Annotated in this window: 21 protein-coding genes; 10 read left to right on the top strand and 11 right to left on the bottom strand. The window is 71.5% G+C overall.

Annotated features, from left to right (window positions below; translation table 11 throughout):
* Nucleotides 1-85 precede the first annotated feature (85 nt).
* The 5 genes from ilvD to leuC are packed head-to-tail and all read right to left on the bottom strand — an operon-like array spanning nucleotide 86 to nucleotide 5649.
* On the bottom strand, nucleotides 86-1786 hold the full coding sequence (ilvD, locus tag HNQ05_RS05340; RefSeq protein WP_147146570.1) for a dihydroxy-acid dehydratase: 1701 nt from the start codon (nucleotides 1784-1786) through the stop codon (nucleotides 86-88).
* On the bottom strand, nucleotides 1767-2516 hold the full coding sequence (locus HNQ05_RS05335) for an SDR family NAD(P)-dependent oxidoreductase (RefSeq protein ID WP_147146572.1): 750 nt from the start codon (nucleotides 2514-2516) through the stop codon (nucleotides 1767-1769). The genes ilvD and HNQ05_RS05335 overlap by 20 nt, the downstream gene beginning before the upstream one ends.
* A gap of 8 nt (nucleotides 2517-2524) precedes the next feature.
* Nucleotides 2525-3568, bottom strand: coding sequence for a 3-isopropylmalate dehydrogenase (gene leuB / locus HNQ05_RS05330; RefSeq protein WP_147146574.1), 1044 nt, complete (start codon nucleotides 3566-3568; stop codon nucleotides 2525-2527).
* Nucleotides 3569-3607: 39 nt separating this feature from the next.
* Nucleotides 3608-4231: a 3-isopropylmalate dehydratase small subunit gene (gene leuD, locus HNQ05_RS05325; RefSeq protein ID WP_371862329.1), complete on the bottom strand. Its 624-nt coding sequence runs from the start codon at nucleotides 4229-4231 to the stop codon at nucleotides 3608-3610.
* Nucleotides 4228-5649, bottom strand: a complete 1422-nt coding sequence (gene leuC / locus HNQ05_RS05320; protein ID WP_147146578.1) for a 3-isopropylmalate dehydratase large subunit — start codon at nucleotides 5647-5649, stop codon at nucleotides 4228-4230. The genes leuD and leuC overlap by 4 nt, the downstream gene beginning before the upstream one ends.
* Before the next feature lie 714 nt (nucleotides 5650-6363).
* Between leuC and ilvB the strand changes: the two genes are divergently transcribed.
* The 6 genes from ilvB to cimA are packed head-to-tail and all read left to right on the top strand — an operon-like array spanning nucleotide 6364 to nucleotide 12919.
* Complete coding sequence (gene ilvB / locus HNQ05_RS05315) at nucleotides 6364-8046, top strand: biosynthetic-type acetolactate synthase large subunit (RefSeq protein WP_147146580.1); 1683 nt, start codon at nucleotides 6364-6366, stop codon at nucleotides 8044-8046.
* Nucleotides 8043-8555 carry an acetolactate synthase small subunit gene (gene ilvN, locus HNQ05_RS05310; RefSeq protein ID WP_013457429.1) on the top strand — a complete coding sequence of 171 codons (513 nt, stop codon included), beginning with the start codon at nucleotides 8043-8045 and terminating at the stop codon, nucleotides 8553-8555. The genes ilvB and ilvN overlap by 4 nt, the downstream gene beginning before the upstream one ends.
* Complete coding sequence (gene ilvC / locus HNQ05_RS05305) at nucleotides 8552-9577, top strand: ketol-acid reductoisomerase (protein WP_147146582.1); 1026 nt, start codon at nucleotides 8552-8554, stop codon at nucleotides 9575-9577. Before ilvN ends, ilvC begins: the two co-directional genes overlap by 4 nt.
* Nucleotides 9564-11096, top strand: a complete 1533-nt coding sequence (locus HNQ05_RS05300; RefSeq protein ID WP_147146584.1) for a 2-isopropylmalate synthase — start codon at nucleotides 9564-9566, stop codon at nucleotides 11094-11096. The genes ilvC and HNQ05_RS05300 overlap by 14 nt, the downstream gene beginning before the upstream one ends.
* A 7-nt stretch (nucleotides 11097-11103) precedes the next feature.
* Entirely contained in the window at nucleotides 11104-11334 is a 231-nt protein-coding gene (locus HNQ05_RS05295; RefSeq protein WP_147146586.1) for a hypothetical protein, read from the top strand.
* A complete protein-coding gene (gene cimA / locus HNQ05_RS05290; RefSeq protein WP_147146588.1) occupies nucleotides 11327-12919 on the top strand; it encodes a citramalate synthase in 1593 nt (530 codons plus the stop codon). Before HNQ05_RS05295 ends, cimA begins: the two co-directional genes overlap by 8 nt.
* Here the strand turns inward: cimA and HNQ05_RS05285 are convergent.
* The 6 genes from HNQ05_RS05285 to HNQ05_RS05260 are packed head-to-tail and all read right to left on the bottom strand — an operon-like array spanning nucleotide 12911 to nucleotide 18989.
* Nucleotides 12911-13096, bottom strand: coding sequence for a hypothetical protein (locus tag HNQ05_RS05285; protein ID WP_147146590.1), 186 nt, complete (start codon nucleotides 13094-13096; stop codon nucleotides 12911-12913). The two genes, cimA and HNQ05_RS05285, sit on opposite strands and share 9 nt — an antisense overlap.
* 34 nt (nucleotides 13097-13130) lie before the next feature.
* Nucleotides 13131-16370, bottom strand: coding sequence for an ATP-binding protein (locus HNQ05_RS05280; protein ID WP_147146592.1), 3240 nt, complete (start codon nucleotides 16368-16370; stop codon nucleotides 13131-13133).
* 24 nt (nucleotides 16371-16394) lie between these two features.
* The gene (locus HNQ05_RS05275; RefSeq protein WP_147146594.1) at nucleotides 16395-17126 is read right to left on the bottom strand and encodes a WecB/TagA/CpsF family glycosyltransferase; all 732 of its coding nucleotides are present in this window, start codon (nucleotides 17124-17126) and stop codon (nucleotides 16395-16397) included.
* The gene (locus tag HNQ05_RS05270; protein WP_147146596.1) at nucleotides 17123-17848 is read right to left on the bottom strand and encodes a 2-phosphosulfolactate phosphatase; all 726 of its coding nucleotides are present in this window, start codon (nucleotides 17846-17848) and stop codon (nucleotides 17123-17125) included. Before HNQ05_RS05270 ends, HNQ05_RS05275 begins: the two co-directional genes overlap by 4 nt.
* 26 nt (nucleotides 17849-17874) lie before the next feature.
* Nucleotides 17875-18399, bottom strand: a complete 525-nt coding sequence (scpB, locus tag HNQ05_RS05265; RefSeq protein WP_147146598.1) for an SMC-Scp complex subunit ScpB — start codon at nucleotides 18397-18399, stop codon at nucleotides 17875-17877.
* The gene (locus HNQ05_RS05260) at nucleotides 18396-18989 is read right to left on the bottom strand and encodes an L-threonylcarbamoyladenylate synthase (RefSeq protein ID WP_147146600.1); all 594 of its coding nucleotides are present in this window, start codon (nucleotides 18987-18989) and stop codon (nucleotides 18396-18398) included. Before HNQ05_RS05260 ends, scpB begins: the two co-directional genes overlap by 4 nt.
* A 31-nt stretch (nucleotides 18990-19020) precedes the next feature.
* On the opposite strand from HNQ05_RS05260, the gene pilC reads away from it, so the two are divergent.
* The 4 genes from pilC (at nucleotide 19021) to HNQ05_RS05240 (ending at nucleotide 23614) form a co-directional block, all read left to right on the top strand.
* A complete protein-coding gene (gene pilC / locus HNQ05_RS05255) occupies nucleotides 19021-20241 on the top strand; it encodes a type IV pilus assembly protein PilC (protein ID WP_147146603.1) in 1221 nt (406 codons plus the stop codon).
* 71 nt (nucleotides 20242-20312) lie between these two features.
* Nucleotides 20313-21749, top strand: coding sequence for an Asp-tRNA(Asn)/Glu-tRNA(Gln) amidotransferase subunit GatA (gene gatA, locus HNQ05_RS05250; RefSeq protein ID WP_147146605.1), 1437 nt, complete (start codon nucleotides 20313-20315; stop codon nucleotides 21747-21749).
* 2 nt (nucleotides 21750-21751) lie between these two features.
* Nucleotides 21752-22510: a 3'-5' exonuclease gene (locus HNQ05_RS05245; RefSeq protein ID WP_147146607.1), complete on the top strand. Its 759-nt coding sequence runs from the start codon at nucleotides 21752-21754 to the stop codon at nucleotides 22508-22510.
* Nucleotides 22511-23614, top strand: a complete 1104-nt coding sequence (locus HNQ05_RS05240; RefSeq protein ID WP_147146609.1) for a hypothetical protein — start codon at nucleotides 22511-22513, stop codon at nucleotides 23612-23614.
* Nucleotides 23615-23625 lie beyond the last annotated feature (11 nt).

The following is a 23625-nucleotide window of genomic DNA, read 5'->3' as shown; positions in this document are numbered from 1 at the left end:
TCCAACGCACCAATTTTCCAGCACCAGGGGATAAAAAATATGAACCGCAGGGACGCAACCCCTGCGGTTCGGGCTCGGCATGCCGCTACTCGGGTTCGCGCAGCACCGCGCCGTGGGCGGCGTTGGTGACGAGCGCCCGGTAGCGCTTCAGCCAGGAGCCGTTCACCGGTTTGACCTTGGGCCGGAAGCGGGCGCGCCGGCGCTCGAGCTCGGCCTCATCCACCCGCAGCTCGATCCGCCCCTCGACCAGGTCGAGGGCGATGACGTCGCCTTCCTGCACCAGCCCGATCGGCCCGCCCTCGGCGGCTTCGGGGCTGACGTGGCCCACCGCCGCGCCCCGGGTTCCGCCGGAGAATCGGCCGTCGGTAACCAGGGCGACGCTCTCGCCCAAACCCCGGCCCACGATGGCGCTGGTGGGGGCCAGCATCTCGCGCATGCCGGGGCCGCCCTTGGGGCCTTCGTAGCGGACGACGACGACGTCGCCGGGCCGGATCCGGCCGGCGTCGATGGCCGCCTGGGCCTCCTCCTCGCTGTCGAAGACGCGGGCCGGGCCTTCGTGGCGCATCATCTCGGGTACCACCCCGGCGGTCTTGACCACCGCCCCCTCGGGGGCGAGGCTGCCGAAGAGGACGCGCAGCCCCCCCTGCGCGTCGTAGGGGTTTTCCAGGCGGCGGATCACGCGCTCGTCGCGAATGGCGTGGCCCTCCGCGAGCTGCTCGCCCAGGGTGCGGCCGCTGGCGGTGCGCGCCTGCAGGTTCAGGTAGCCGCCGCGGGCGAGTTCGCCCAGGATGGCGAAGACGCCGCCGGCGCGGTCGAGGTCTTCCATGTGGTAGGCGCTCGAGGGGGCGATCTTGCAGAGGGTGGGGGTGCTGCGGCCGATGGCGTCGAGCTTTTCCAGCGCGAAGGGGATCCCCGCCTCCTCGGCCACGGCCAGGGTGTGGAGCACGGTGTTGGTGGAGCCGCCCATGGCCACGTCGAGGCGGAAGGCGTTTTCGAAGCTTTCCTCGCTGACGAAGTCGAGCGGCTTCACGTTCTCCTCCACCATCCGCATCAGCCAGCTCACCGCGGTCTTCTTCAGCTCCTCGCGGCGGGGATCGGTGGCCAGGATCGAGCCGTTTCCGGGGACGGCCAGGCCCAGGGCCTCGAGCAGGCAGTTCATCGAGTTGGCCGTGAACATGCCCGAGCAGCTGCCGCAGCTGGGGCAGGCGAGCTGCTCGATCTGCTCGAGCCGTTCCGGGCTCATCGCGCCCTCCTTGACCGCCCCCACGCCCTCGAAGACGCTGATCAGGTCGAGCGCCTCGCCGTCGAGGTAGCCCGCCTTCATCGGCCCGCCGGAGACGAAGACGCTGGGCAGGTTGACGCGCACCGCGGCCATCAGCATCCCGGGCACGATCTTGTCGCAGTTGGGGATGAAGATCGCCCCGTCGAAGGCGTGGGCGCGCAGCATCGTCTCCACGCTGTCGGCGATCAGCTCGCGGCTGGGCAGGCTCCACTTCATGCCCTCGTGGCCCATGGCGATGCCGTCGTCCACGCCGATGGTGTTGAACTCGAAGGGCACCCCGCCGGCCTCGCGGATGTACTGCTTGATGCTGCGTGCGAACTCCTGCAGGTGGGCGTGGCCCGGGACGATGTCCACGTAGCTGTTGACCACCGCGATGAAGGGCTTGTCGAAGTCGGACTCGCGCTCGATCACGCCGGTGGCGCGCAGAAGCGAGCGGTGAGGGGCGCGTTCCAGCCCCTTCTTGATGACGTCGCTGCGAAGACGTTTATTCTTTTCGCCAGTCATAGATCGTTCCCGTGTAGCGGTGGGGGTCGGCCTCGAGGACGCGAACCAGGTAGCCCGCCGCCTGCTCGGGGCTGATCAGCACCCCCTTCTCCTTGTAACCGCCAAAGATTTCGTGCAGCTGCTCGGCGGCGCTGCCGGTCGCGCTGCGGGCCTGTTCCTGCATGCCGGTGTCCACCACCCCGGGGCGGTAGGCGAAGCTGGCCACCATCGGGGCCTCGGCGGCGACCTGGCGCGCCAGGTGCTCCTCGGCCGCCTTGGCGATGGCGTAGGCCCCGATGCCGGGGAGGTTGTACTCGGCCGCGCCCGAACCGACGTAGACGGCCACCCCGTCGCCGCTGGCGATCAGCTCGGGCAGGGCGAAGCGGGTGAGCTGGTAGGCGCCGGTGAGGCTCGCCCCCAGCACCTCGTTCCAGTGGCGCTCGGGCAGCTCCCACAGCAGCGGCCCCGCGTGCAGCACCCCGGCGTTGTGGACGAAGCCGTAGAAGCGGCCCAGCTCGCGCGCCAGCTCCACCAGCCTGCGGGCGGTCTCCGCCGCGGCCACGTCGCCCGCGTGGTGGCGCACCCGCGCGCCCCTGGCCTCGGCTTCCCGTGCGGTTTCCGCGAGGGCTTCCTCGCCGCGGGCGGTGAGCACCAGGTTGGCTCCGTGCTCGGCCAGCCCCAGCGCCAGGGCCCGGCCGATGCCGCGCGAGGCTCCGGTCAGGATCAGGGTTCTTCCTCGTAGGCTCGGCATACTCCAGTTTACCCGTTCAGGTTCGCGAGCACCGCCTCGGTGAAGCTCGTGGTGGAGGCGTTCCCGCCCAGGTCGGGGGTGCGGGTCCGCCCCAGCACCGCGGCCACCGCCCGCTCGACGGCCTCGCCGATCTCCGGCCGCCCCAGGGCGTAGGTGGCCAGCATGCCCGCCGAGAGGATGGCCGCGGTGGGGTTGGCCACGCCGCGGCCGGCGATGTCGGGGGCCGAGCCGTGCACCGGCTCGAAGAGCGGCGTGCCCTCGCCCAGCGAGGCCGAGGGCAAGAGCCCCAGCGAGCCGGGAAGCACCGAGGCCAGGTCCGAGAGGATGTCGCCGAAGATGTTGCCGGTGACGATCACGTCGTAGTCGGCGGGATGGGTGATCAGGTGCATGGCCATGGCGTCCACGTACTGGTGCTCGAGCACCACCTGGGGCCAGTCCGCCGCCACCTCCTCCACGGTGCGGCGCCAGAACTCGCCCACTTCGAGCACGTTGGCCTTCTCGACGCTGGTTAGCTTCTTCCGCCGCTTGGCGGCGGCGTCGAAGGCCACCCGCGCCACCCGTTCCACTTCGGGCTTCGAATAGCGCATGGTGTTCCAGGCCTCGGCCTCGCTCATTCCCCGCGGCTCGCCGAAGTAGAGGCCGCCGGTGAGTTCGCGCACGATCAGCACGTCCACGCCGCGGGCGAGCTCCGGCTTCAGCGGCGAGAGGCCTTCCAGACCCTCCAGCACCCGCGCCGGCCGCAGGTTGGCGAAAAGTCCCTGGTCCTTGCGCAGCGCCAGCAGGCCGGTCTCGGGGCGGATTTCGCGGGGCACGCCGTCCCACCGGGGACCGCCGATGGCGCCCAGGAGCACCGCGTCGGCCGCGGCCACGCCGCGGCGGGTGGCCTCGGGGTAGGGTTCGCCGGCGGCGTCGATGGCCGCGCCGCCGAAGTCGAAGGTTTCGAAGTCGAGCTCCGGGCCGAAGACCTCGGCGGCCCGCCGGAGTACCCGGACGGCCGCCTCGGTGACCTCGGGGCCGATGCCGTCACCGGGAAGAACCGCAATCTTGGGCATGACGTTTTCCTTTCTCCTCGCGCGGGTGCTCTCGCCGTATCAGGCCCGGCCGCGGTAGCCCCCGCGCTTGCCGGGGCCGGGGCGGGTGGCGTCGAGTTTCCTGACCTCGTCCATCGCTTCCAGCAGCTCGGCCAGCGGGTCCCAGCGGCCGCTGACGAGGGCCTCGCGGGCGGCCTCGCGGATGGCCAGCGGGGCCACGCGTCCGCCAAAGCGGACCTCGCGCGCCTCCAGGTCCACCTCCACCTCGCCCTCGGGATGGGCCTCCACCCACTCGGTGAGCACCCCCAGGTCCTCGGGGTCGAGGGTCACGCAGACCAGGCCGATCTGGGTGGCGTTGCCGAAGAAGATCTCGGCGAAGCTTTCGCCCACGATCGCCGCGAAGCCGGCGCGCTTGATGGCCTGGGGGGCGTGCTCGCGGCTGGAGCCCGAGCCGAAGCCCGCGCCCACCACCATGATGCGCGCCCCCTGGCGCTCGGGACGGTTGAGGGGGTGGTCCTTGGGGTTTCCGGCCTCGTCGTAGCGTTCGTCGTAGAAGAGCGCCTCGCCCAGCCCGTCGAAGGTGATCGCCTTCAGGTAGCGGGCGGGGATGATGCGGTCGGTGTCGATCTCGTCGCCGGGAACCGCCACGGCGCGCCCGCGCACTTGCTTGATGGCTTCCATCAGGCCTTCACCCCCAGAACCTCGCGCACGTCCACGACCTCGCCCGCCAGGGCCGCCGCGGCGACCATCGCCGGGCTGGCCAGCAGCGTCCGCCCCTGGGGCGAGCCCTGCCGCCCCTTGAAGTTGCGGTTGGAGCTGCTGATCGAGATTTCGTCGCCCACCAGTTTGTCGGGGTTCATCGCCAGGCACATGCTGCAGCCGGCGTAGCGCCACTCGAAACCCGCCTCGCGGAAGATCCGGTCGAGCCCCTCGTCCTCGGCCTGACGGGCCACCTGCTCGCTGCCGGGTACGACGATGGCCCGCACCCCCGGCGGCACCCGGCCGCCCGCGGCGCGCACCACGCGCGCGGCCTCGCGCAGGTCGCCCAGGCGGCCGTTGGTGCAGCTGCCCACGAAGGCGACGTCGATCTTCTGCCCCTTGATGGGGCGGCCCGGTGCGAGCTTCATGTATTCCAGCGCCTCGTTCACCAAGGCCGCCTCCTCGGGGGAGACGCGGGCCGGGTCGGGTACGTTTTCTTCCACCGTGATCGCCTGGCCGGGGTTGATCCCCCAGGTGACGTAGGGGGCGATCTGCGAGCCGTCGATCTCCACCACGTCGTCGTATTCGGCGTCCGGGTCGGAGGCCAGGCCCCGCCAGTGGGCGACGGCCGCTTCCCACTCGTCTTCCGCGGGGGCGTAGGGGCGGCCCCGCAGGAAGGCGAAGGTCGTCGCGTCGGGGTTGACGTAGCCGATGCGGGCCCCGCCTTCGATGGACATGTTGCAGACGGTCATGCGCTCTTCCATGCTCATCCGCTCGATCACCGACCCGCCGTATTCGTAGGCGTAGCCCTGACCGCCCTTGACCCCCAGGGTGCGGATGATGTGCAGGATCACGTCCTTCGCGCCCACGCCAGGCCGCAGTTCCCCGTTCACGTTGATCCGCCGCACCTTGAGCTTGGGCATGGCCACCGTCTGGGTGGCCAGCACGTCGCGCACCTGGGTGGTGCCGATGCCGAAGGCGATGGCCCCGAAGGCGCCGTGGGTGGAGGTGTGGCTGTCGCCGCAGACGATGGTAAAGCCCGGCTGGGTCAGCCCCTGCTCCGGCCCCACCACGTGGACGATGCCCTGCCGGCCGCTGCCCACGTCGAAGAGCTCGATGCCGTGTTCGCGGGTGTTCTTGCGCAGCTCCTCGATCATCGCCTGGGCCAGCGGATCGGCGAAGGGCTCGCTGCGGGCGTCGGTGGGTACGATGTGGTCCACCGTGGCGAAGGTGCGGTGGGGCATGGCGACCCCGAGCCCCAGCTCGCGCAGCATCCCGAAGGCCTGCGGGCTGGTGACCTCGTGGATGAGGTGCAGGTCGATGAAGAGCTGGCTCTGCCCGCTCGCCAGCTGGCGCACCTCGTGGGCTTCCCAGACCTTTTGGTAGAGCGTTTTCCCGGCCACGTTACCTCCTTGTTCCGACAACGAAAAACCGCCCGGCGGGGGCGGTGAGCGCAGTCCAAACGCCAACCTACCCCCGTGGAGGCGGAATTAGCGTAAGGGTGCGCGCGTACGTCATCTTGCGCATGAGTATACGTTCGGCCCCGGGCGGCGTCAACAGGGAGGAGTCGGAATGTGGGTTGTGGGAGGTAGGCGGTGGGCTGGTTATGCGTCGGCGATCGACGCTTGGCGTGCGTTGCGCCAACAACTCCACCCCGACCCTCCCCTAGGGGAGGGGGCGTTATTTTGCGGCAACCGAACCGTGGATTCTGAGCGCGGCATGGACCCCCGGATCATGATCCGGGGGTCCATGCCGTGGGCGAAGCCGTGATTTCGTTACCGCTGACCGGCTCACCACGAGCCACAAGCCGCACGCCACAGGACGTGCAGTCCCGCTACCACGAACTACGCACCACGCACCATGCACCAAACACCTCCCGGAGGTACGCGGTCCACTTCCGCCGCATCCCGTACGCTACTCCGCTTGACAGCCTGCGCGGGCGGGCATACAATCGCGGCAAGATGCGTTCGTTCGCGAGCATTATTCTTCGCCCCGCGCTCGGCCTAGTACTAGGTCGGGGCGGGGGTGGCTTGCTGACGTAGCGTCTTTTCGTTTTCTAGCAAACCGCACCCCGCCGCCCATGGCGGGGTGTTCGTTTGGCAGGAGGGGGAAGAGCAATGAACGGAGCGGAAGCGATACTCGAAGCCCTGGCGCGTGAAGGCGTGGAGGTGATCTTCGGGGTGCCGGGCGGGGCCAACATGCCGATCTACGACGCCATGTACGACCGCCCCGAGTTCAAGCACGTCCTGGGCCGCCACGAGCAGGGTTCGATCCATGCGGCCGAAGGCTACGCGAGCAGCTCGGGGCGGACCGGCGTCGTTTTCGCGACCAGCGGTCCGGGGGCGCTCAACCTGGTCACCGGGCTGGCCGACGCGCTCATGGACTCGGTGCCGATCGTGGCCATCACCGGCCAGGTGGCGCGGGCGGCCGTGGGTACCGACGCCTTCCAGGAGGCCGACGTCACCGGCGTGACCATGCCCATCACCAAGCACAACTACCTGGTGCAGGACGTGAACGAGATTCCCCGCATCGTCAAGGAGGCCTTCCTCATCGCTTCCACGGGGCGGCCGGGGCCGGTGCTGATCGACGTGCCCAAAGACGTTCAGCTCGAGGAGTTCACGGGCAGCTTCGACGTGCATCCCCGGCTGGCCGGCTACCGGCCCACGACCAAAGGGCACCCGCGCCAGTTGGAAAAAGCGCTGTCCGCGCTGCGCGGCGCAAAGCGCCCGGTGATGATGGTCGGCGGCGGCGGGCACGACGCGGCGGAGGCGCTGCGGCGGTTCGCCGAGAAGTCGGGGATTCCGGTGATCACTACGCTCAAGGGCCTGGGCGTGCTGCCCGGCGACCACCCCCAGGTCCTGGGCATGCCGGGCATGCACGGCACCGTGGCCGCCAACCGCGCGATCCAGCACGCCGATCTGATCCTGGCCATCGGGCTGCGCTTCGACGACCGCATCACCGGCAACATCGCCAAGTTCGCCCCCAAGGTCAGGACCTTGATCCACGTGGACATCGACCCGGCCGAGATCGGCAAGGTGGTCGAGACGCACGTACCCATCGTGGGCGACGCCCGCTGGGTGGCGGAAAAGCTGGCGCAGGCCGCGGAGGCGCTGGCGGTCGAGCCCTGGTGGGAGCAGATCCGCGAGTGGCAGCAGAGGCATCCGCTGCCCATGCCGCGCCGCGAGCGCCTCTCCTCGCAGGAGGTCATCCGCGCCTTCTGGGAAGCCACCGGCGGCGACGCCTACGTGACCACGGGGGTGGGCCAGCACCAGATGTTCGCCGCGCAGTTCTGGCAGCCGAAGCGGCCGCGCAGCTTCGTGACCTCCGGAGGGCTGGGCACCATGGGGTTCGGCCTGCCCGCGGCCGTGGGGGTGCAGGTGGCCCATCCCGAGGCCACGGTGCTCAACTTCGACGGGGACGGCTCCTTCCAGATGACGCTCCAGGAGCTGGCCACCCTTGTCAAGTACGGGCTGCCCGTCAAGACCGTGCTGCTCAACAACGGCTACCTGGGCATGGTGCGCCAGTGGCAGGACCTGTTCAACGACAAACGCTACGCCGAGGTGCACCTGGAGGACTCCAACCCCGACTTCGCCAAGCTGGCCGAAGCCTTCGGCGTCAAGGGCTTTACGGTCGAGCGCCGCGAAGACCTGAAGGACGCCGTGGAGGCGACGCTGGCCCACGACGGCCCGGTGCTCGCCGAGTTCCGCGTCTTCCACGAGGAAGGCGTCTTCCCGATGATTCCCGCGGGCGGGAGCGCCGAGGACATGATCATCGAAAACCCCCGGGAGGTGCAGTCATGAGGCACATCGTGAGCGTACTCGTCGAGGACCACCCGCGGGTGCTGACCCGGATCACCTCGCTGTTTGCCCGGCGCGGCTTCAACATCGAGTCGCTGGCGGTGGGGAAGACCCATCTGCCCGGGCTTTCCCGCATCTCGATCGTGGTGCTCGGGGACGACCGCACGATCGAGCAGGTGGAGAAGCAGCTCAACAAGCTGGTCGAGGTCATCAAGGTGACCGACCACACCGAACCCCACGTCGAGCGCGAGATGGCGCTGGTCAAGGTGCGGACCGAGGGCGTGGAGGAGCGGTTGCAGATCAAGGAGATCGTCGAGGCCTTCCGCGCCCGCCCGGTGGACGTGGGGCGCTCGAGTTCGATCTACGAGGTGACCGGCGATCCCGGCAAGATCGAGGGGTTCATCGCCGGGCTGGAACCCTACGGCGTGCTCGAGGTGATGCGCACCGGCGCGATCGCCATGAGCAGGGGCGAGGCTATACTGAAGCCCAGATTGAAAAAGGAGGCGGTATGAACGTTTACTACGACCACGACGCAGACCTAGGTTTCATTCGCGACAAGAAGGTGGCCGTTCTGGGGTACGGGTCCCAGGGCCACGCCCACGCGCTCAACCTGCACGAGTCGGGGGTGCCGGTCGTCGTCGGTCTGCGTCCGGGCTCGCGGCGCTGGAAGCAGGCGGAGGAGGCGGGGCTCGCGGTGGCCCCGGTAGCCGAGGCCGTGGCCCAGGCGGACGTGGTCATGGTCCTGCTGCCCGACGAGGTGCAGGCGCGGGTCTACCGCGAGGCCGTCGAGCCCAACCTGAAAGAGGGGGCGGCGCTCGTCTTCGCCCACGGCTTCAACGTGCACTTCGGCCAGATCCGGCCGCGGGCCGACCTGGACGTCTGGATGGTGGCCCCCAAGGGCCCCGGCCACCTGGTGCGCAGCGAGTACCAGGCGGGGCGCGGGGTGCCGGCCCTGGTGGCCGTGCACCAGGACGCCTCGGGCTCGGCGCTGCCCACGGCGCTGGCCTACGCCAAGGGCATCGGGGCGACGCGCGCCGGGGTGATCCCCACCACCTTCGCCGAGGAGACCGAGACCGACCTCTTCGGCGAGCAGGCGGTGCTCTGCGGGGGCGCCAGCCAGCTGGTGGCCTACGGCTTCGAGACCTTGATCGAAGCCGGCTACAAGCCCGAGATCGCCTACTTCGAGGTGCTCCACGAACTCAAGCTGATCGTCGACCTGATGTACGAGTCGGGCCTCGCGGGGATGCGCTACTCGATCTCCAACACCGCCGAGTACGGCGACTACACCCGCGGCCCGGTCGTGATCGGCCCCGAGGTCAAGCAGCGCATGAAGGAGGTGCTGCGGCAGATCCAGGAGGGTGAGTTCGCCCGCGAGTGGGTGCTGGAGAACCAGGCCGGACAGGCGGTGCTCGAGGCCAAGCGCCACAAGTGGGCCCAGCATCCGATCGAGCAGGTGGGCCCCAAGCTGCGGGCGATGATGCCCTTCCTCAAGGCCCACGTAAGCGAGGAGGACGTAGGCGATGCGACGGATTAAGATCTTCGACACCACGCTGCGCGACGGCGAGCAGTCGCCGGGCGTAGCCCTGAGCCCCGACGAGAAGGTGGCCATCGCCAAGCAGCTGGCGCGGCTTGGGGTGGACGTGATCGAGGCCGGTTTCCCCATCGCCAGCCCCGGCGACTTCGCGGCGGTGCGGCGCATCGCCGAGGAGGTGGAGGGCCCCACGATCGCCGCCCTGGCGCGCACGGCCAAGGCCGACATCGAGCGCGCCGCCGAGGCGATCGAGCCCGCGGCCAAGCGGCGGATCCACACCTTCATCGCCACCAGCCCCGTGCACATGGAGAAGAAGCTGCGCATGGCCCCCGACGAGGTGGTCGAGAAGGCCGTCTGGGCGGTGGAGTTCGCCCGTGGCTTCGTGGACGACGTAGAGTTCTCGGCCGAGGACGCCGGCCGCAGCGACCCTGACTTCCTGGTGCGCATCTTCGGCGAGGCCATCGCCGCGGGGGCGACGACGATCAACATCCCCGACACCGTGGGCTACCAGGTGCCCTGGAAGTTCGCGGAGCTGGTGGGCTACGTCATCGAGAACACCCCGGGCGCGGACGGGGTGGACTGGTCGGTCCACACCCACGACGACCTGGGCATGGCCGTGGTCAACAGCCTGGCGGCGGTGCGCGCCGGGGCCACCCAGGTGGAGTGCACGATCAACGGCATCGGCGAGCGCGCGGGCAACGCCAGCCTGGAAGAGGTGGTGATGGCGCTCTACACCCGCCGCGACTTCTTCGAAGCCGAGACGGGCGTGAACACCCGTGAGCTCTACCGCGCCAGCCAGCTGGTGAGCCGGCTGACGGGGATGGTGGTGCCGCCCAACAAGGCCATCGTTGGCCGCAACGCCTTCGCCCACGAGTCGGGCATCCACCAGGACGGCGTCCTCAAGGCGCGCGAGACCTACGAGATCATGAACGCCGAGATCGTGGGCCGTGAGGCGGCGGTGATGGTGCTGGGCAAGCACTCGGGCCGCCACGCCTTCAAGAAGGCGCTTGCGGAGCTGGGGTACGAGGTGAACGACGAGGAGCTAAAACCGCTGTTCGCGCGCTTCAAGGAGATCGCCGACCGCAAGAAGCAGGTCACTACCGAGGACCTGATCGCCCTGGTCGAGGACGAGCGCACCCGCGCGCCTGAGATGTTCAAGCTGCTCGACCTGCAGGTGCACTCGGGGCTGGCCCTGACCCCGGTAGCGACGGTCAAGGTCAAGACCCCCGACGACGAGGTGACCGAGGCAGCCACCGGTGACGGACCGGTGGACGCGGTCTACAAGGCGATCAGCCGTGCGGTGGGGCTCTCCCCGACGCTCGAGCGCTACCGCATCGAGGCCACCACCGGCGGCACCGAGGCGCTGGGCGAGGTGATGGTGCGGCTGCGTCAGGGGTCGGTCGTCGTGACCGGCCGCGGCATCGCCCCCGACATCGTCGAGTCCTCGGCGCGGGCCTACCTGGACGCGCTCAACAAGCTGGTCTCGGGCGTGGGCGCGCGCGAAGCGATCGAGGCTCCGTAGCACCGTTATGCCGCCACGTCTGAGCGAGATCGAGGACTGGGTGCTCAAGACCGAGGCGCGCCTGGGTGCTACCGTCGAGCCCGACGCCCAGCGCATCTTCGCCGCCTACCACCGGGTCCTGCGCTGTTTCGCCCGCGACCTCGACGACCCCCGCGACGCCGCGCTCTCGCGCGCGGCGGCGCTGATGCTGGTGCAGGAGCTGATCTTGCAGAAGGAGGGGCGCAGCGGCTGTGAATGAAACGAAACCGCTGGCGGGAGCGCGGATCGAGCTCCTCGACACCACGCTGCGCGACGGCACCCAGGCGGAGGGCGTGACCCTCTCGGTGCGCGACAAGATCGCCGTGGCCGAGGCGCTGGCCGCCTTCGGCGTCGACCTGATCGAGGGCGGCTGGCCGGGGTCGAACCCGCGCGACGCCGACTTCTTCGAGGCCATGAAGGGCCGGGCGCTGCCCCGCGGTGCCCGGCTGACCGCCTTCGGCGCCACCCGTCGCCGCGACCTCGCTGCCGAGGACGACCCCTCGCTGGCCGCGCTGCTGGCGGCCGAGACTCCGGTGGTGACGCTCTTTGGTAAATCGTGGACCCTGCACGCGCTGGAGGCGCTGGGGGTGAGCCTCGAGGCCAACCTGGCGATGATTCGCGAGTCGGTCGCCTTCCTGCGCGCGGCGGGTAGGCGTGTGGTCTACGACGCCGAGCACTTCTTCGACGGCTACGCCGAGGACCCCGGCTACGCCCTGGCCACCCTGGAGGCGGCGGCCGCGGGCGGCGCGGACACGCTGGTCCTCGCCGACACCAACGGCGGGCGGCTGCCCGAGGAGGTGTTCGCGGCCACCGCCGAGGTGGTGCGGCGGTTCCCCGACCGCACGGTCGGGGTGCACACCCACAACGACGCCGAGCTGGCCGTGGCCAACAGCCTGGCGGCGCTGCGGGCCGGCGCACGCCACCTCCAAGGCACCGTGGGCGGCTACGGCGAGCGCGCCGGTAACGCCAACCTGACGAGCCTCATTCCCACCCTGGTGCTCAAGTACGGGGCCGAGCTGAAGGCGGCGGCGAAGCTGGCGGGGTTGCGCGAGCTGGCCCACTTCGTCGACGAGCGCGCCAACCAGACGCCGAACCGCCGCGCCCCCTACGTGGGCGACGCGGCCTTCGCCCACAAGGGGGGCGTGCACGTTTCGGCGGTGCTCAAGAACCCGCGCACCTACGAGCACGTCGAGCCCGAACGGGTGGGCAACCGGCGGCGATTCCTGGTTTCCGACCTTTCGGGGCGTTCGAACCTGCTGGCCAAGCTGGCCGAGGCGGGACTCGAGCTCGCCAAGGAGGAGGCGGGGCCGCTGCTGGAGGAGGTGAAGGCGCTCGAGCGCGACGGCTACGCCTTCGAGGGCGCGGACGCCTCGTTCTTCCTGCTGGCCCGGCGGCTGCGCGGCGCCCCCGAGCCCTTCCGCGTCGACGCCTTCCGCAGCTGGACCGGCGGGGACGCCCACGGCCGCTGGCAGGCGGAGGCCACCGTACAGCTCACCGTGGCCGGGCGTTCGGTCCACACCGCCGCGACGGGCCAGGGCCCCGTGGGCGCCCTCGACAACGCCCTGCGCAAAGCGCTGCTCAACTTCTTCCCCGAGCTCGAGGCGGTGGGGCTGGCCGACTACAAGGTGCGCGTGCTGGAAGGGCAGGAGGCCGGCACGGCCAGCGTGGTGCGGGTGCTCGTGGAGATGGAGGGCGCCGGGAAGCGCTGGAGCACCGTCGGCGCCAGCGCCAACGTGATCGAGGCCTCGCTCAAGGCGCTGGGCGACGGTTACGCTTACGCGCTGGTGCAGGCCGGGCTAGCGTAGGTAGCCCAGCCACTCCGGAAAGCGCTCGGACAGGTAGCGGTAGAGGGCCTCCCACGAGTCAAACTGCAGCTCCCCCCGGTCTTCTTCGCGCAGGCGGATGCGGATCGGCTCCGCGGGCGCCTTGTGGACTTCGATCTCGAACCGCCAGTCTTGGGAACGAGGGTCCGGCCGCTTCATGGCCCCAGCTTAGGCGGGCTGCGTCACAACTGCGTCACAAGCCCGGCTCGTCGCAGACCGCGCGGTAGACGAAGGTGGACGCCAGCCGCCGGCGCGCCGCCGGGCGGAGCCGGGCGCCCAGGCTTCGCAGCTCTTCACGGGCCTGCCGCAACCAGCGCCCGCCGCGGGCGTGAAAGCGCGCGTAAACGGCCCACACCAGGGGCCGGTCGGGCACCCCGACGGGCCAGTCGTGGCTGGCCCGCAGCGCCTCACCGCTGAGTCGCTGCGCCAGCCGCCCGCGCCCCGACGCCGCGGCCGCCAGCGCCGCGTAGGCGAGGCTGCGGGCCAGGTGCCCGCGTTCGCCGCGGGCGCGCCAGTGCCGGGCGGCGCGCCGGAACCAGCGCAACGCCTCCTCGTGGGCCCCGCGTCGCAGGTGCAGGTAGCCCCAGGTGTGGTAGGTGTGACCCAGCTTGGCCTGATCGCCGATGCGGTGCTGGACCGCGAGGGCCGCCCTCAGGTCGGATTCCGCCTCGCTGAAGGCCCCCAGCTCGATGGAGGCCCAGGCCCGTTCGGAGCGGGCGAGGGCGGCGTCCTTTTCCAGGTGCAGCTCGTCGGCGCGTCGGACCGCGGCGTCGAAGGCGCGGTGGGCGCCGGCGTGGTCGCCGAGCTTCAGCGCCGCCAGGCCCTCGAGCTCGAGCGCGTCGAGCTCGCCGCCGTAGTCGCCCAGCCGCCGCGCCGCCCGCCGCAGCGCCCGCGCTTCGCGGAGGACCCAGGGGAAGTCGCCGCGCAGCCAGCGGCCGGTGGCGCGGTCGGCGCGGATCCGCAGGGTGAGCACGCCGTCGCCCACCGCCTGGGCCTCCTCGAGGGCGCGGGCCTGAAGGGCGTCGCCCGTCTCCTTTTCTCCCAGGCGGAAGTAGAGGGCGGCCAGGTTGCGCAGGGTGCGCGCGGCGCCCTGGTGGTCCCCGATCTGCAGGTAGGCGTCCAGCGCCTGCTCCAGCTCCGCCAGCTGGGCCCCCGGATCGCCGTGGCGGTAGTAGATCCAGGCGAGCAGAAAGTGCGCCCGCGCCTGGTTGGCGCGGTCGCCCTCGCGCAGCGCCCGCGCCAGCCCCGCACGGGCCGCGGCCAGGGCCCGCGGGTAGTCGCCGCGCTGGAGCAGGGCCTCGGCGATCAGCAGGCGGCTGCGGGCGCCGGTGGTTTCTGCGAGCTGCTCGAGCCGCTCCCGCCCCGCCTCGCCCAGCCGGCCCAGCCGCAGGTCCAGCTCCAGCAGGTCGAGTTCGAGCTCCTGCCGCTCGCGGAGCTCCAGCCCCTCGCCGAGGTGCAGCGCCCGCAGGTAGTAGGCGCGGGCCGACAGCGGGTCGTGCGGCGTGTTGCGGGCCGCTGCGAGGAAACCCCGGGCCGCGCGCTCCGCGTTCCCGGCCTCCTGCCAGTGCTCGGCGGCCTGGGCGTGCTGCCCCTGGGCCTCGAGGGTGCGGGCCCAGGCGCGGTGGTAGGTGCGGGCCAGCGGGGGGTTCAGCGTTTCCAGGACGAGCGCGCGCAGGTGCTCGTGGGCGGGCGTGTAGCCGTGGGCGCGGTCGGCGGTGAGCTGGCGCTCGCGCAGCTCTTCGAGGTGCCGCGCCGCTTCCAGTTCGGGCACCCCCAGCACCCGCGCCAGCGTTTCCGGGGTGACGGGGTTGCGGGCGACGCAGGTCAGCTCGAGCGTCCGCTTCAGGGGGCCGTCGAGGGCGTGGAGCCGGGCCCAGAGGGTCTCGCGGATGCTGCGGGGAATGGGCAGTTCGCGGTAGTCCTCGGTCGTGCGGTCGTAAAGCGTGGACCAGCCCCCCGCGCGCAGCCGCAGCTCCCCGCGGGCGAAGAGGTGGCGCAGCGTCTCGAGGATGAAGAAGGGGTTGCCCCCGGTGGCCGAGTGCAGCCTGCGGGCGAAGAGACGGGCGCCGTAGCGCTGGTGGGCGAGCCTTTGGATCAGCTGGTGCACCGCGGCTTCGTCGAGTGGGGGTACCTCCAGCCGCGCCAGGTCGTCCTCCAGCGGCTCCAGCCAATCGGCGACCGCGCCCGGGGGAATCGGCCGGCGAACGGTCAAAACCGCCTGCACGCCGGCGCGGGACGCCGCCGGCAGCAGGTAGGCCAGCAGCTCCAGGGCTGCCGGATCGGTCCACTGCAGGTCGTCCCAGACGAGCACGGGACCAGCGAGGGCTAGGAGCAGGCGGCTCAGGCCCTCGAGGAAGCGGGTGCGGTCGGCGGCGCCCTGCAGCGGCCGGCTGGGGGCGGGGAGGCGGTGGGGGAGGAGACGGCCGGCCTCGCGCAGCCAGACGGGGTCGAGTTCGGGAAGTCCCTGGAGCTCCAGCGCCCGGTCGAGCGCCCGGGCGACCCCCGCGAAGGGGAGGGCGCGGCTGGAGGCGGGGTGCTCGATGAGCAGGCGCCCGCCCAGCCGCGCGAGGTGCTCGCTGGCCAGGCGCGTTTTGCCGCTGCCCGCCTCGCCGAGCAGCAGCACCGGCCGTGGGTGCAGCCGCTCCAGCTCCCACAGCAGCTCTTCGCGTCCTACCAGCGGCGGGTCGGCGAGGGTTTCCGGCACCGGCGCCGCGGCCGGCCGCGCGGGGGTCTTGCGCTCGGCGAGCTCGCGGTAGAGCCGCTCGGTCTCGGGGTCGGGCTCGAGCCCCAGCTCGCGCTCGAGGCGCTCGCGGTACTGGCGGTAGAGGCGGTCGGCCTCGGGCCAGCGGCCCGAGCGCGCCAGCAGCCAGAGCAGCCGGCGGTGAGCCTCTTCGTGAAAGGGGTCCGTTTCGACGACGGTTCGCCACAGCTGCGCCGCCGGTTCGAGCCGCCCCTCCGTTTCCAGCTCGAGCGCCCTCCGCGAGAGCGCCAGGACGTAGCGGTCCAACCAGGCCTCGCGCTCGAGCGCCAGCCAGTCCTCGAAGGCCTCGGCGCCGCTCAGGGCGAAGTCCTCCATGAAGGGGCCCCGCCACAGCCGCAGCGCTTCGGGCCAGGCGCCGCGTTCGAGGGCGTCGCGGAAGCGGGCGGCGTCGCTCTCGACCTCCGTCAGCTTCACGGCCTTGCGGTCGCTGTGCAGGTAGGGCCCCAGCGGTCCGCGCTGGAGCCGGTAGAGCTCCTGACGCAGCCGGTGCCGGGCCGTGGCCTCGGGGGCGTCCCAGAGCAGCGCGGCCAGGCGGCTGCGGGGCACGGCCTCCTCCTGGAGCGCCAGAAAGGCGACCAGGGCCGTCGCCCGCGCTGTGGGCAGGCGAACCCGCTCCGCGCCGCACCACAGCTCGGGCGGGCCGATCAGCAGGATCCGGCATCCGTGAGCCACGTCACGTTCATTTTAGGAAGCCGCTTACCTTTGCGCAGGGGGCAAACGTCGCGCCCGCTCGACTTCGATCACGAAACGAAGCAGGCGCAGCGCCCGCGGCCAGCGCTTGGGGTCGAGCCCGACGCGCAGCAGCCACTCCACCCCAAGCCGCCGCGACCAGGCCGGGGTGCGGCGGGCCTCACCGGCGAGGACGTCGAGGGTGCCGCCCACGCCGATCATTACCGGCACCCCGAGCCGGAGTTTGTTGCGCCACAGAAAGGTTTCCTGGCGCTCGCCCATCCCCGCGAGCAGCAGGTTGGCGCCGCTCTGCGCCACCGCTGCGATCACCGGCGCTTCGTCGTCAAAGTAGCCGTGGTGGGTCCCCGCGACGCGCACCCCCAGCCCCTCCGCGGCGGCGGCGGCGCGTTCGGCCACGCCGGGGCGGCCGCCGAGCAGGAAGACGCGGAGCTCCGGCCCCAGCTCTTCGAAGAGCCGCAACGTAAGGTCGACGCCGGTCACCCGCTCGGCGAGGTGCAGCCCCAGCAACCGCCGTGCGGCCCAGAGGACGCCCACGCCGTCCGGGGTCACGAGCTCCGCCTCCCGCAGCGCCCGCTGCAGCTCGGGGTCGCGGCGGCTGCGAACGGCGATCTCGGGGTTGAGGGTCACCACCTGCGCCGGCCGGGGGTCTGTGAGGCGCGCGCGCACCCAGGCCAGAGCCTGGGGCATCGTCACCGGGTCCAGGGGCAGGCCGAGCAGTTCGACGCGGGGGGCGTTCATCGTTCCGATACGAAGCGGTAGAGCCGGCCGAAACGGCTCCGCGCGGTGCCCTGGAGCACCGGCAGGCTGCGGTCGGCCCCCACCCAGCTGGCGACGACGAGGTCGTCGGCGAACCCCATCCCCTGCAGGAAGCGGCCCGAGGCCGAGCCGACCAACGCCTCGAGCAGGTCGGGGGCAGCACCCAGCAGGGCGGTGCTCAGCCGTGCCGCGTCGCCGAGTTCGCAGGCCTCGCGGCCGGCGGAAAGCGCCCGCACCATCAGCCCCGCCGCCAGCGCGTCGTCGAGGGCTTCGGCGCCGCGAAAACCGGCGCAGACGAAGGTGATCTGCTCCGCGTCGAGGGCGCGCAGCCTCTCCACCAGCGCCGGCGCGTTGCGCAGCGAACCCAGCCAGACGTTCTCGCCGCGGTCGATGCGTTCCAGGGCGGCGGGCAGGTGGTCGCTGGTGTAGTAGATCCGCCGGTCCGCGACGTCCAGCCGCGCCAGCGCCGCGGGCGAGGTGCCGTGGTGGAACCCCTCGGGCGGCAGCCCCTCCTTCTCGCCCAGGAGCAGGTCGTCCGGTTGCGCGGCCTCGCGGACCGCGCGCGCGTGGCGGGCCACCCAGACCTCGCGGGCCCCGCGTTCGAGGAGGAGGCCGATCGAGGTGGTGGCGCGCAGGACGTCCACGACCACGATCGGTTCGTCGCCGTAGGGGGGGTTGGGGGTCAGGTCGACGCGCAGGCGCATGTCGTTAGCGATTGTAACCGAGGGCCTCAGTCGCGGAGCAGCAGGGCCGGCCCCTCTTCCAGCGGGGGCAGCTCGTCGAGGCTGGCGAGGCCGAAGAGTTCGAGGAAGCGCTGGGTGGTGGCGTAGAGCCGCGGGCGGCCCACCACCGGTTTTTCCCCCACCACCTCGACGAGGCCGCGCTCGAGCAGGCCCTCGAGCACCCCGTCCGAGCTCTTCCCCCGCATCGCCTCGATCTCGGGGCGGGTGATCGGCTGGTGGTAGGCCACGATGGCCAGCACCTCGAGCGCCGCCGGGCTCAGCCGCGGGGGGCGGGGGCGCAGCACCCGCTGCACCCGGTCGACGAAGCGGGGGTGGACGATGAGCCGCCAGCCCCCCGCCACCTCTTCGAGCGCCACCCCGTAGCCGCCGTCTTCCAGCTGCCGGCCCAGTTCGCCGACGAGCCGGCGGACCTCCTCCTCGCCGCGCTCCAGCCCCCGGGCCAGCTCGCGGTCGGAAAGCGGCCGTCCCGCGGCGAAGAAGACGGCCAGCAGTTCGGCCAGGGCCGCGTTCATGCTTCCTCCAGCAGCCGGCGCACCACCGCCGCCGGCACCGCCCCCTCGCGCAGGATGCGCGGTACGGTCAGGTCGACCACGGTCGACGCTGCGGTGCCCCCCGCCTCGCCGGGGTGAATCCGGTCCACCCAGTCAGCGTACCGCAGGGCGTCCCGGTAGCGCAGGACCGGCGGGCGGCCGCTGGGATTCAGGCTGGTGGCGGCGGCGTAGTCTCCCGCGCGCGCGAGCAGCCGCCGCAGCTCGGGGTCGGCGGGCAGCCGCAGCCCCAGCTTGCCCTCGTGCACGCAGGCGGCGGGAGCCGCGGGTCCGGCGGGCACGACCAGGGTGAGCCCCCCGGGCCACAGCGCCCGGGCGAGGCGTTCGAACGGCGCGGCGTCCCAGCCGGGGTCCAGCAACCGCCGCGCCGCCGGTAGGTCCGCGACCAGCAACTGCAGCGGCTTCGCGGGGTCGCGCCCCTTGACCCGGTAGATGCGCTCGAGCGCCTCGGGGCGGTCGGCCCGCGCCAACAGGCCCCAGGTGGTGTCGGTCGGCCAGGCGAGCAGGCCGCCGCTTTGGAGGGTGTGGAGGCTGAGGTCAAACTCGGACGGCATCGTCGTTACCTAAGGTATACTAACGGTTAAGATGCCTCTGTATCACTACCGTGCCAAGGACCGCCAAGGGCGCTCCATCGCCGCGACGATCGAAGCCGACGACATCCGCACTGCGGCCAAGATCCTGCGCGAAAAGGGCTACTTCATCTCGGAGCTGAAGGAGCCCGGCAAAGGCCTCCAGGCCGAGATCAAGATCCCCGGTCTCGAACGCGGTCCGGGGCTCAAGGACGTGGCCATTTTCAGCCGCCAGCTGGCCACCATGCTCTCGGCGGGTCTGCCGATCGTGCAGGCCATCGCCATCCTCGAGCGGCAGACCGAGAACAAGGCCTTCCAGAAGCTCCTCAAGGAGATTCGCACCGACGTGGAGGGGGGCTCGAGCTTCAGCGACGCGCTGACCAAGCACAAGGTCTTCAGCCGCCTCTACGTCAACCTGGTGCGCGCCGGCGAGACCTCGGGCACCCTGGACGGGGTGCTCGACCGCCTGGCCACCTTCCTGGAAAAGGACCTGGAGCTGCGGGGCAAGATCAAGTCGGCGATGACCTATCCGGTGATCGTCCTCGTTTTCGCGCTGCTCGTCACCTACTTCCTGCTTACCGGCATCGTGCCCCAGTTCGCCCAGATCCTCACCGACCTGGGTTCGGAACTGCCGCTGCTCACCCGCTTCCTCATCGCCGTCTCCGATCTCCTCCGCAGCGGCACCCTCTACCTGATCGTCGTCGCGGTGATCGTGGGCTTCGCCTACCGCGCCTACTACCGCACCGAGCGCGGGCGGCGCGTCATCGACCGCATCAAGCTGCGGATGCCGGTCTTCGGCAACCTCAACAAGAAGAGCGCGCTGGCGCGCTTCAGCCGCACCTTCGGCCTGCTTGTCTCCAGCGGCGTCAACGTGATCGAGGCCATGGACATCACCCGCGGCACCGCCGGCAACGCCGTCATCGAGGACATCCTCGAGGAGACCAAGGAAGCCATCCAGGTGGGCGAGCCCATCCACTCGACGCTGCTGCGCTACCCGCAGGTCTTCCCGCCGATGGTGGCCTCGATGATCGCCATCGGCGAGGAGACGGGCGCCCTCGACACCATGCTGCAGAAGATCGCCGACTTCTACGAACGCGAGGTCGACGAGGCCGTGGCCAGCCTGACCGCCGCGATCGAGCCGATCATGATCATCTTCCTGGGCGCCATCGTCGGCACCATCGTGGCCGGCATGTTCCTCCCGCTCTTCCAGATCATCAACACCCTCTCGGCGGGCTAGCCCCCGCAGGGACTCCAGGACGGCGCGCGCTGCGCGCCGTCGGGCGTTTCCTGGGTTAAGATGGGCGCGGTATGGACGCCGTTACCATCGCCCGCCGCGTTCGCGCCGGGGAACTCGACCCCGGGGACGTCCTGCGCGAGACGCTTGCGCGCATCGAGCGCTTCGACGCCCGGGTGCACGCCTTCCTGACCCTCAACCCCGAGGCCGAGGCCGAGGCCGAGGCGGTCCGCCGCCGCGTCGAGGCCGGCGAGGAGCTGCCGCTCGCGGGCGTGCCCGTGGCGGTGAAGGACAACCTGACGACCCGGGGCCTGGCGACGACCTGTGCCTCCGGCGTCCTCGAGGGCTTCGTGCCGCCCTACGACGCGGCGGCGGTGGAGCGCCTGCGCGCCGCCGGCGCGGTCCTCGTGGGCAAGACCAACCTCGACGAGTTCGCCATGGGCTCGTCCACCGAGCACTCGCACTTCGGCCCTACCCGAAACCCCTGGGACCTGGAGCGCGTTCCCGGAGGGTCCTCGGGGGGTTCGGCGGCGGCCGTCGCCGCGGCCTACGTGCCCGTGGCCGTCGGCTCCGACACCGGGGGCTCGGTGCGCCAGCCCGCGGCCTTTACCGGAACCCTGGGCTTCAAGCCCACCTACGGCCGCATCTCGCGCTACGGCCTCGTCGCCTTCGCTTCCAGCCTCGACCAGGTGGGCACCTTCGGCCGCAGCGTCGCGGACCTCGCGCTCGTCAGCCGGGTGCTCATGGGCCACGACCCCCGCGACGCCACCAGCCTGGAGGCCCCGCCGGCACGGCTCGAGCCCGATCCCCGGCGCGGCCGCGGCTACACCCTCGGCGTCGTTCGCGAGACCCTGGAAGAGGGGAACAGCCCCGGGGTGCTGGACGCGCTCGCGCGCTTCCGGACGGTGCTCGAGTCCGCGGGGGTGCGCTTCGTGGAGGTCGAGCTGCCCAGCCTGCGCCACGCCCTCGCCGCCTACTACCTGGTGGCCACCGCCGAGGCGAGCAGCAACCTGGCCCGCTACGACGGGGTCCACTACGGCGCCCGCGTCGCGGCCGGGGAGGTGCGGGCGCTGATGCAGCGGACGCGCGAACGCGGCTTCGGGGCCGAGGTCAAGCGCCGCATCCTGATGGGCACCTTCGCGCTTTCCTCGGGTTACTACGACGCCTACTACGGCCGCGCCCTCAAGGCCCGCCGCCGCATCGCCGCCGAGTTCGCGCAGGCCTTCTGGGAGGTGGACCTGCTCGTCACCCCCACGACCCCGACCCCGGCCTTCCGGCTCGGGGCCAAGCTGGACGACCCGCTGGAGATGTACCTCTCCGATGTGGATACCGTCGCGGTCAACCTCGCGGGGCTGCCTGCCCTCTCCCTCCCCGCGGGCTTCGAGGAAGGGCTGCCGCTGGGGGTGCAGCTCATCGCTCCCGCGCTCGCCGAGGACCGCCTCTTCGACCTCGCCGCGCTCTTCGAGCGGCTGACCGAAGGCGCCTATCAGCAGACGGCGCCGCTCGACTGATCATGGTGCCTCTCGAGTACCGCATGGCCGCCCGGGTGGCGCGCGCGCTGCGCGAGGCCGGCGAACCCCGGCCCGCGCGCGAGCTCGCCTACCGCGCCCTGGCCATGCCCTCGGTGGCTCCGACCCAGCTGGAACGCGTCATCGAGCCGGTGCTCGACGGCCGCTTCTTCCGCGAGGAAGGCGCCCTGGGGCTCTGGGAGTGGCGCTACCCCTTTCCCCAGGAGGGCGAGGTGCTGGTGGTGCTGGACCTGGAGACGACGGGCCTCTCCCCGAGCGAGAACGAGATCATCGAGATCGCCCTGATGCGCGTCGAACCCGGCCGCGTCGAGCGCTTCGTGCGGCTGGTCAACCCCGGGTCGCCGATCCCGCCGTTCATCACCCGGCTCACGGGGATCTCCAGCGCCGACGTGGCCGACGCGCCCGACGTCTACACGGCGCTCGAGGAGGCGCTCGTGTACCTGGAGGGCGCGGTCCTCGTCATCCAGAACGCCCCCTTCGACCTGGGCTTTTTGCGCCCGCGCGCCCGCCGCCTGGGTGTTAAGATACATAACGAAGTCATCGATACCGTGCAGTGGGCCAGGCGCGCACTGCCGCGAATGAGGCGAAGAGGGTTGGACCATTTGATCAGGGCGTTTGAAGTTTCCATTGAAACCGGGGCGCGGCACCGCGCGCTCGGGGACGTCGAGGCGACCTGGACGGTGGCGCGGGAGATGTACTACATCCTCACCGCCGGCGAGCCGCGGCGGGTGCTGGAGGTATAGATGCGGGCCAGGTACGTGGTGACCAGTACGTGCATTCAATCGGGGACGATCCGCCTCACGCTTTCGCTGCGTCAGATGCTCTCGGGGCGCGAGCGGGTGACCTGCCAGGACGAGGACGGCGAGCGGCTCGACTGCACCGTGGACTGGGTGCGCGGGGTGCTCGACGGCCTCGAGCCCTACTTCGAGAAGCGCCGGCTGCAGGTGAACGACGTGATCTGGCTCACCTTAGACGGCGAGGTGCTGGCCCTGGAGGCCGCCGCCGCCCGCAAGGTGCGCCCGCGCCCGGCGGCGCGACCCGCCGAAGCGGGACCGCCCGCGGAAAAGAAGGTCGCCGTCCCCGTCGAGGCCCGCACCCCGAAGAGCCCGGACCCGGCGCCGGAGCCGCCCAAGCGGGTGCGCGTCACCCCGCACGTGGGCGAGAAGAAGCGGGCCGCCAAGCCTGCCTTTGTGCAGGCGCTGGAGGCGCTGGAGCTCAAGCACAGCGCAGCCGAGGGGTACGACCTCTTCCGCGCCTACCTGGGCCGCCGCGAGTACACCCTGGCGCTGGGCCGTTTCGGCGAGAGCGAGCCCGCCGATCTGCTGGCCCTGCGGCGTACCGGCCGGGCCGACTTCGTGGGGCTGGTGGTGCCGGAGGCGCGCCTTGCCGCCGCCGTCGAAGCGCTGGGCGGCGTGCGGATGGCGCTCGTCTCGCCCGAGGCGCTTTCGCAGCTGGTGGCGCTCAAGAAGCTCTTCCCGGTGGGTCCGGTCGAGCTCGAGCGGCTCCTCCGCGAGGGGCGCGTGGACGCGGACGCGGTCACCCGCCTGGCGGACGAGGTGCGCCGCTGGGTGGGGGAGCGGGCCGCCTTCTCGGCGGTGCTGCTGGCGCTCGCCGAGTACACCCGCCAGCAGGTCTTCTTTCCCGAGGACGTGCTCGCCAACCTGGGCGAGGGCAGCTGGGACCGCGAGACGGTCTGGAACGTGCTCGAGGCCCTGGCCGGGCCGCCCTTCCTGCTGCTGAAAAAAAGCGGCGCGGGCGAGTACCTGCTGCGCGAGCCGGTGGCCGACAATCTGGCCCACCTGGCCGAGTACGCGCTCTCGCTGCGGGCCCGCGTCGCCGGCGACTGACGCCTCCGCAG

The organism is Oceanithermus desulfurans, from assembly GCF_014201675.1.
GTDB classification, from domain to species: Bacteria; Deinococcota; Deinococci; order Deinococcales; family Marinithermaceae; genus Oceanithermus; species Oceanithermus desulfurans.
This window is presented reverse-complemented; position numbering and strand designations above follow the sequence as displayed.

Coding starts and splice junctions, on each gene's coding strand:
- pilC (WP_147146603.1), top strand. CDS start 19,021: ATGCCTCTGTATCACTACCGTGCCAAGGACCGCCAAGGGCGCTCCATC.
- HNQ05_RS05295 (WP_147146586.1), top strand. CDS start 11,104: ATGCCGCCACGTCTGAGCGAGATCGAGGACTGGGTGCTCAAGACCGAG.
- HNQ05_RS05285 (WP_147146590.1), bottom strand. CDS start 13,096: ATGAAGCGGCCGGACCCTCGTTCCCAAGACTGGCGGTTCGAGATCGAA.
- HNQ05_RS05270 (WP_147146596.1), bottom strand. CDS start 17,848: ATGCGCCTGCGCGTCGACCTGACCCCCAACCCCCCCTACGGCGACGAA.
- HNQ05_RS05275 (WP_147146594.1), bottom strand. CDS start 17,126: ATGAACGCCCCCCGCGTCGAACTGCTCGGCCTGCCCCTGGACCCGGTG.
- HNQ05_RS05260 (WP_147146600.1), bottom strand. CDS start 18,989: ATGCCGTCCGAGTTTGACCTCAGCCTCCACACCCTCCAAAGCGGCGGC.
- ilvD (WP_147146570.1), bottom strand. CDS start 1,786: ATGACTGGCGAAAAGAATAAACGTCTTCGCAGCGACGTCATCAAGAAG.
- ilvN (WP_013457429.1), top strand. CDS start 8,043: ATGAGGCACATCGTGAGCGTACTCGTCGAGGACCACCCGCGGGTGCTG.
- scpB (WP_147146598.1), bottom strand. CDS start 18,399: ATGAACGCGGCCCTGGCCGAACTGCTGGCCGTCTTCTTCGCCGCGGGA.
- HNQ05_RS05335 (WP_147146572.1), bottom strand. CDS start 2,516: ATGCCGAGCCTACGAGGAAGAACCCTGATCCTGACCGGAGCCTCGCGC.
- gatA (WP_147146605.1), top strand. CDS start 20,313: ATGGACGCCGTTACCATCGCCCGCCGCGTTCGCGCCGGGGAACTCGAC.
- ilvC (WP_147146582.1), top strand. CDS start 8,552: ATGAACGTTTACTACGACCACGACGCAGACCTAGGTTTCATTCGCGAC.
- leuB (WP_147146574.1), bottom strand. CDS start 3,568: ATGCCCAAGATTGCGGTTCTTCCCGGTGACGGCATCGGCCCCGAGGTC.
- HNQ05_RS05245 (WP_147146607.1), top strand. CDS start 21,752: ATGGTGCCTCTCGAGTACCGCATGGCCGCCCGGGTGGCGCGCGCGCTG.
- HNQ05_RS05240 (WP_147146609.1), top strand. CDS start 22,511: ATGCGGGCCAGGTACGTGGTGACCAGTACGTGCATTCAATCGGGGACG.
- HNQ05_RS05300 (WP_147146584.1), top strand. CDS start 9,564: ATGCGACGGATTAAGATCTTCGACACCACGCTGCGCGACGGCGAGCAG.
- ilvB (WP_147146580.1), top strand. CDS start 6,364: ATGAACGGAGCGGAAGCGATACTCGAAGCCCTGGCGCGTGAAGGCGTG.